The organism is Neoroseomonas rubea (assembly GCF_016106015.1).
Classification (GTDB): Bacteria; Pseudomonadota; Alphaproteobacteria; order Acetobacterales; family Acetobacteraceae; genus Neoroseomonas; species Neoroseomonas rubea.
Map to the genome: position 1 here is coordinate 1 of NZ_JACADQ010000279.1, position 5,624 is coordinate 5,624.

The window sequence follows — 5,624 nt, forward strand, 5'->3', positions numbered from 1 at the left end:
GGCGTGGCCTCTCCCGACCAGGCCGCGCGCGGCGACGCGCCCGCCTCGGTCGAGTCGCTGCTCAAGGCGCTGGCCGCCGCGCTGGAAGGCTTCGCCGCCCTGCCGGCAAGCCCTTCGCGGCCGGCCGCGGCCCTGTTCGACGCACAGATGAAGGCGGCGGAGGCGCTGGCCGCGACCCCCGACCTGCCCGGCGGCCTGCGGCTGTATGCGGGAGAGGAAGGCGAGCCGCTCGCCCGCCACCTGCATGCGCTGCGGGAGGCGCTGCCCGAACTGCCGCCGATTGCGCCCGCCGACTGGCCCGACCTGTTCGAGGCGACGCTGGCCGGGCCGGTCGCGCCTTCGCTGCGTGCCGCCCGGCGGCGGGGTGATGCGGCGCATCCGCGCGTGGCCATCCTCGGCCTGCTGGAAGCGCGCCTGCAATCCTTCGACCGCGTCGTGCTCGGCGCGCTCGAGGAGACGGTCTGGCCGCAGGCGACCGATCCGGGCCCCTGGATGAGCCGCCCGATGCGCGCCGCCTTCGGCCTGCCGGAACCCGAGGCCCGGATCGGCCGCGTCGCCGCGGATTTCCTGTTCGCCGCGGCCTCGGCGCCGGAGGTTGTGCTCTCCGCGGCCGGGCGGCGCGGCGGCTCGCCCACCGTGCCGGCGCGCTGGCTGACGCGGCTCGACACCTTCCTCGCCGGGCAGGCGGGGCTCGTGATCTCACCTTCCCCGGCCGCCGCCTGGGCGGCAGCGCTGGATGCACCGGAGAGCGTGACGCCCTGGCGTCGCCCGGCCCCGGCGCCGCCTGCGGCGCGACGGCCGCGGCGGCTGACGGTCTCGGACGCGCAGATGCTGATCGCCGATCCCTATGCCTTCTATGCGCGACGCATCCTGGGCCTCTCCGCGCTGAAGCCCCTGGAGGAGGAGGTCGGCGCGCTCGACTACGGCAACCTCGTGCATGTCGCGATGGCCCATTTCCTGCGCGCCATCGGCACGGGCTGGCCGGGGGATGCGGCGGCGGCCGAGGCCTGGCACGTCGCGTCCACCACCGCGCTCGCCGCGCATGCCGAGCGGCCGGGCGTGCTCGCCTTCTGGGCGCCGCGGCTGGCGAATATCGGTGCCTTCGTGCTGGAGCAGGAGGCGATGCTGCGCGCCCCCGGCCCGCTCTCCGCCTGCCTCGTCGAGGTGAAGGGAAAGGCGCTGCTGCGCCTGCCCGGCGGCGATGTGGAGGTCGAGGCCCGCGCCGACCGGCTCGACCGACTGCCGGACGGGTCCTGGCGCGTGGTGGACTACAAGACCGGCGTGGTCCCGAAGGCGCGCGACCTGGCCGCCGGCGGCGCGCCACAGCTGCCGATCGAGGCCTGGCTGCTGGAACAGGGCGCCTTTCCGGGCACCGGGGAAGGGCTGGTCGGGGACCTGCTCTATTGGCGCCTGACCGGCGGCGAGCAGCCGGGGGAAGTCCGCTCCCTCGGCGCCGAGTCCGAGGATGGCGCGCGCTACGCCGACCTGGCGGCGGAGCGACTGGTCGCGCTGGCGGAGCGCTGGCTGCTGGGCGACGCGCCCTTCCTCTCCCGCCCCCATCCCGGGCGGGCAGCGGCGGGCGGGGACTACGACCACCTCTCGCGCATCGCGGAATGGTCGGCGGGCAGCGATTCGGGCGAGTGACCCGCGGCGCAGGATGGCGCGGGCTGCAGCGCCATCCGATCAAGCGGACGCGGCGTGATGCGATTCCATGCACGAGACCCAATGGCTTCCGGAGCAGGACAGCCGTTCGAAAGGACGGATCGCGCGCGATTCGCGGCGGTGGGGCGGCTGCGCGCCGAGCCGAACGTCGAAGCACTTGCCGCCCAAAGGTTGCGCCCATGGGCTGTTGGCATGGTGGCTCCCAGGGTCGCGCCGGTCCTGTTCGCTGGTTGCGGGGAGCGCGCTAGCCCGGCGTGACAGTCGGATCTGGCTTTCGGCGGGTGCTGGTCCGCGCCTTCACCGTGGCGCGGCCGGCCGCCAGTCGGCCACCGGGGCGAGCGCCATGGCTCTGCCCCTGGGATGAACGTCACGCTTCCGCGCGTTGAGCCGGCAACCGGATCGGGTGACCCCCGCGCCGGCCGCAAGAGAACCGGGAGAAAGGACGATGCCCACCATCTACGGCACCGAGGACAATGATCGCCTCGTCGGCAGCAGCCTGGCCGACATCATCTTCGGCCGGTCCGGGAACGACGAGATCTTCGGCGGTCTCGGCAACGACGTGCTGTACGGCGAGGCCGGGAACGACAGCATTATCGGCGGCGACGGCAACGACACCGCCTTCGGCGGCGGCGAGGACGACACCATTCGCGGCGGCAACGGCATCGACAGCCTGGTCGGCGGCGACGGCAACGACGTGCTGTTCGGCGATGCGGGCGCCGATGTGCTGGTCGATGACGACGGCAACGACACGCTCGACGGCGGCGCGGGCGCCGACATCCTCCGCAGCGGCAAGGGCAACGACCTGCTGCGCGGCGGGACCGAAGCCGATGTCCTCCATGCTGGCGCGGACAACGACACGCTGGAAGGCGGCGATGGCTTCGACCGCATGTTCGGCGAGGCCGGCGACGACGTGCTGCGCGGCGGCAACGGCAACGACCTGATGGAAGGCGGCGCCGACCACGACACGCTCGATGGCGGTGCGGGCGCCGACACGATGCGTGGCGGTGAGGGCAGCGACCTCTTCCTCGCCGGCCTCGGCAACGACCTGATGTCGGGCGGCGAGGGCGACGACACCTTCCGCTTCGAGGGCCGCACGGGTTCGGACCGCATCACCGACTTCTCGGTCACCAACGACAAGATCCAGATCGCGTATGCCGGTGTGGACGACTTCTCCGACCTGCGCTTTCGCCAGGATGCCGGCGGCAACGCGGTCGTATCCTGGGGCAATCCGCTCGACGGGATCTCGGTGACGCTGGTCGGCGTGCGCGTCGCGTCGCTGACAAGCGACGACTTCTCCTTCGGCTGAGGCGAAGGGCGGTCCCGGAGACGGGACCGCCCCGCCACCATGCGGCGGGTCTGTCGCTGGGCCGCTTGGATGCCGGGGGTGGGTGCCGGGCCGCTGGGGGGTGGCCCGGCACTTCCTTTTCGGCCTGGCTGCATGGCGCTACCCGGCGGGCTGTCTGCCTTCGGTTCGGCGCGCAGGTGCCCCGCCATCCCGGGGCGCAATCCCGCTCCTACAAGGGTCGACGCTGTGAACGATGGCTATCGACCGGCGGGGCATTCCACGGCAGCGCGCGATGCCGTGCCGATGGCAGCCCGGGCCGCCATCGCGTCAGTGCGCCGGCGTCCAGCCACGGCGGCGGGCGGCGTCCTCCTGCTCGGGCGGCAGCGCGGGGCCGGCGCCGAGCCGTTCGAGCACTTCCCCGATCAGCGGATCGACGCCGCTCGCGGGCTGGTAGCCGCCCCCGCCGGCGCGGGCGACGGCGGCGCGCAGCCGCCAGCCATCCTCCTCCCGGCAGGCGAGGCCGGCCATGCCGCCGGCCCGCTCGGCCACCGTGAAGGCGCGGCAGATGGTCCCGGCCTCGGTCGCGTGGGTGCCCGCCACGATCACGCCGCCGCCGACCGTGCCAGCGCGCGAGTCCAGCGCGGCGAGGATGCGGGGCGTCAGCATCCCGTCCCCCTCGCCGCCGGGCAGCGCGAGGGCCAGGGCGAAGCCCGCGGCGACGCCTGCGAGCAGCCCGAAGCCGGTCCGCCGCCAGCCCGCGCGATTGTCATTCCCCGCCGCCGGGGCCATCGCCGCGGCGACCAGGTGGGCGGGCACGGGCTCGGACAGCGTGTCGGCAAAGGCGCGCTGCGCGGCGTCCCGGCCCTCGGCCAGCAGCGCGGCGCGTTCGGCCAGCGCGGGGTCGGATTCGAGCGCGGCGGCGATGGCCTCGGCCTCGGCCTCCGGCAGCAGGCCGTCGACGAAGAGCAGCAGGGTCTCGTCGGTGACGCTCATGATTCGTCCCCTCCTGGGGCGGGTCGCAGCATCCGCGCCAGTGCCATGCGTCCCCGCGCCGCCCGGCTCATCACCGTCCCCGGCGGTATGCCCAGAAGGGCCGCCGCCTCGGCGAAGGTGAATTCCTCGATGCATGTCAGGGCCAAGGCCTCGCGTTGCTCCTCCGGCAAACGCAGCATCCCCCGTTCCACATCCCTCACGGTGAGCCGCAATGCCACAATTTCGGCACCATCGGCCCCGGAGATCGTCTCGGCGACGTCGATCGTCTCATGCACCCCGCCGCGGGCGGCCCGGCGGCGATGGCTGTCCAGCCACAAATTCCGCAGCACCCGGAACATCCAGGCATCGAAACGCGTTCCGGGTTCGAAGGCCGACTGGTTGCGCAGTGCACGCTCGCAGGCGTCCTGCACCAGGTCGTCGGCCGCCGCCGGGCTGCCGGTCAGCGCCCGGGCCAGGCGGCGCAGGCGCGGCAGCAGCGCGACCAGATCCGCTTGGAAGGAGGACACGCGATGACGACTCCGCAGCATAAGGGGTGGCGCAACTCTGCCTCTGTCTCATATCCGGAGAAGAATGGTCTGGCGAGGGCGAGAGGCTTGCGCGGTCGCGGGTTCGATGTGGTGGCGCTGGTCGGGCTCCTTCTCCTGCTCGGGGGAGGGCCGGCACTCGCGGATGATGACGGCGACGATGGCGGGTCCGGCGGTGGCGCGGGGGCCGGCGCTGGCGCTGGCGGCAGTGCGGGGGGCAGTGGACCCGGCGGGGGCGACGGAGGCGGCGGCCGCGGCTGGAGCGGGAATGGCGGGCCGATGAACCTAGGCCCCAATCCCGGCCGAATCCCCATGCCGCAATCCTGGCAGCGCTCGCTGGACCGTGTGTTCGGTGCTGCTCCGACCGCGCCGGCCGCGCGCCCGGCCCCGCGGGTGGAGATCGTCGCCGCGCGGCTGCCGGACGATGCGCTGTCGCGGTTGCGCGCGCAGGGCTTCACCGTGCTGGCCAGCCGCCCGGGGCTCGCGCGCCTGCGCGGTCCTCAGGGGCTGACCGAAGCCGCGGCGCTCGCCCGCCTTCGCGGCATCGCGCCGGGCGTGCTGGCGGACCGCAACCATCGCTATCGCCTGGCGGCGACGCCCGATGCCAGTGCCGAAGTGCCGGCGGGTGAAGCCACCTCCGCCGCGCCGTCCTGCCTCGCGACGCAACCCGGACTGTTCGCCATCATCGACACGGGCGTGGATCCGCGCCACCCGGCCCTGGCGGGTGTGATCGAACGGCAGGAAACGCTGCGCGGCGCCGGCCGCCGCCCCGCGCGCACGGCCCATGGCACGGCGGTGGCGCTGCGGCTTGCGGCCCATCTCCCCGGCGTGCGGATCGCGGTGCTGGATGCCTTCCACCTCGGCCCGGATGGCGAATCGGCCGACGCCTTTGACATCGCCGCCGCGCTCGCCCGCGCCGCGGCGATCGGTGCGCGCATCGCCAATGTCTCGGTCGTCGGCCCGCAGAATGCGGTGGTGGAACAGATGGGATCGGAAGCCGCCGCGCAGGGCGTGCTGTTCGTCGCGGCGGCGGGCAATGACGGGCCGCGCGCGGCACCGCTCTATCCCGCCGCGCATCCCTGGGCCGTCGCGGTCAGCGCGGTGGACCGGGCCGGGCGGCCCTGGGCGCGGTCCGCCGCCGGCCCGCACATCGCCTTCGC

Annotated in this window: 5 protein-coding genes; 3 read left to right on the plus strand and 2 right to left on the minus strand. The window is 74.1% G+C overall.

All coding sequences use genetic code 11. The features are described 5' to 3' along the window. Positions 1 to 1,644: PD-(D/E)XK nuclease family protein (locus HW577_RS19475; RefSeq protein ID WP_198377792.1), on the plus strand; the 1,644-nt coding region annotated here is incomplete at its 5' end. Between the two features lie 463 nt (positions 1,645 to 2,107). Beyond that, positions 2,108 to 2,968 carry a calcium-binding protein gene (locus tag HW577_RS19480; RefSeq protein ID WP_198377793.1) on the plus strand — a complete coding sequence of 287 codons (861 nt, stop codon included), beginning with the start codon at positions 2,108 to 2,110 and terminating at the stop codon, positions 2,966 to 2,968. A gap of 306 nt (positions 2,969 to 3,274) precedes the next feature. Here HW577_RS19480 and HW577_RS19485 read toward each other — a convergent pair whose 3' ends face one another. Both HW577_RS19485 and HW577_RS19490 read right to left on the minus strand, forming a co-directional pair. Then, positions 3,275 to 3,940, minus strand: a complete 666-nt coding sequence (locus HW577_RS19485; RefSeq protein ID WP_198377794.1) for a hypothetical protein — start codon at positions 3,938 to 3,940, stop codon at positions 3,275 to 3,277. Further along, positions 3,937 to 4,467 (minus strand): RNA polymerase sigma factor, encoded by a 531-nt coding sequence (locus HW577_RS19490; protein ID WP_198377795.1) that lies wholly within the window; start codon positions 4,465 to 4,467, stop codon positions 3,937 to 3,939. The genes HW577_RS19485 and HW577_RS19490 overlap by 4 nt, the downstream gene beginning before the upstream one ends. Positions 4,468 to 4,743: 276 nt before the next feature. Here HW577_RS19490 and HW577_RS19495 point away from each other — a divergent pair. Next, positions 4,744 to 5,624: S8 family serine peptidase (locus HW577_RS19495; protein ID WP_198377796.1), on the plus strand; the 881-nt coding region annotated here is incomplete at its 3' end.

Bases quoted from the DNA above. Each gene is read 5' to 3' on its own strand.
- HW577_RS19480 (WP_198377793.1), top strand. From the start codon at position 2,108: ATGCCCACCATCTACGGCACCGAGGACAATGATCGCCTCGTCGGCAGC.
- HW577_RS19485 (WP_198377794.1), bottom strand. From the start codon at position 3,940: ATGAGCGTCACCGACGAGACCCTGCTGCTCTTCGTCGACGGCCTGCTG.
- HW577_RS19490 (WP_198377795.1), bottom strand. From the start codon at position 4,467: ATGCTGCGGAGTCGTCATCGCGTGTCCTCCTTCCAAGCGGATCTGGTC.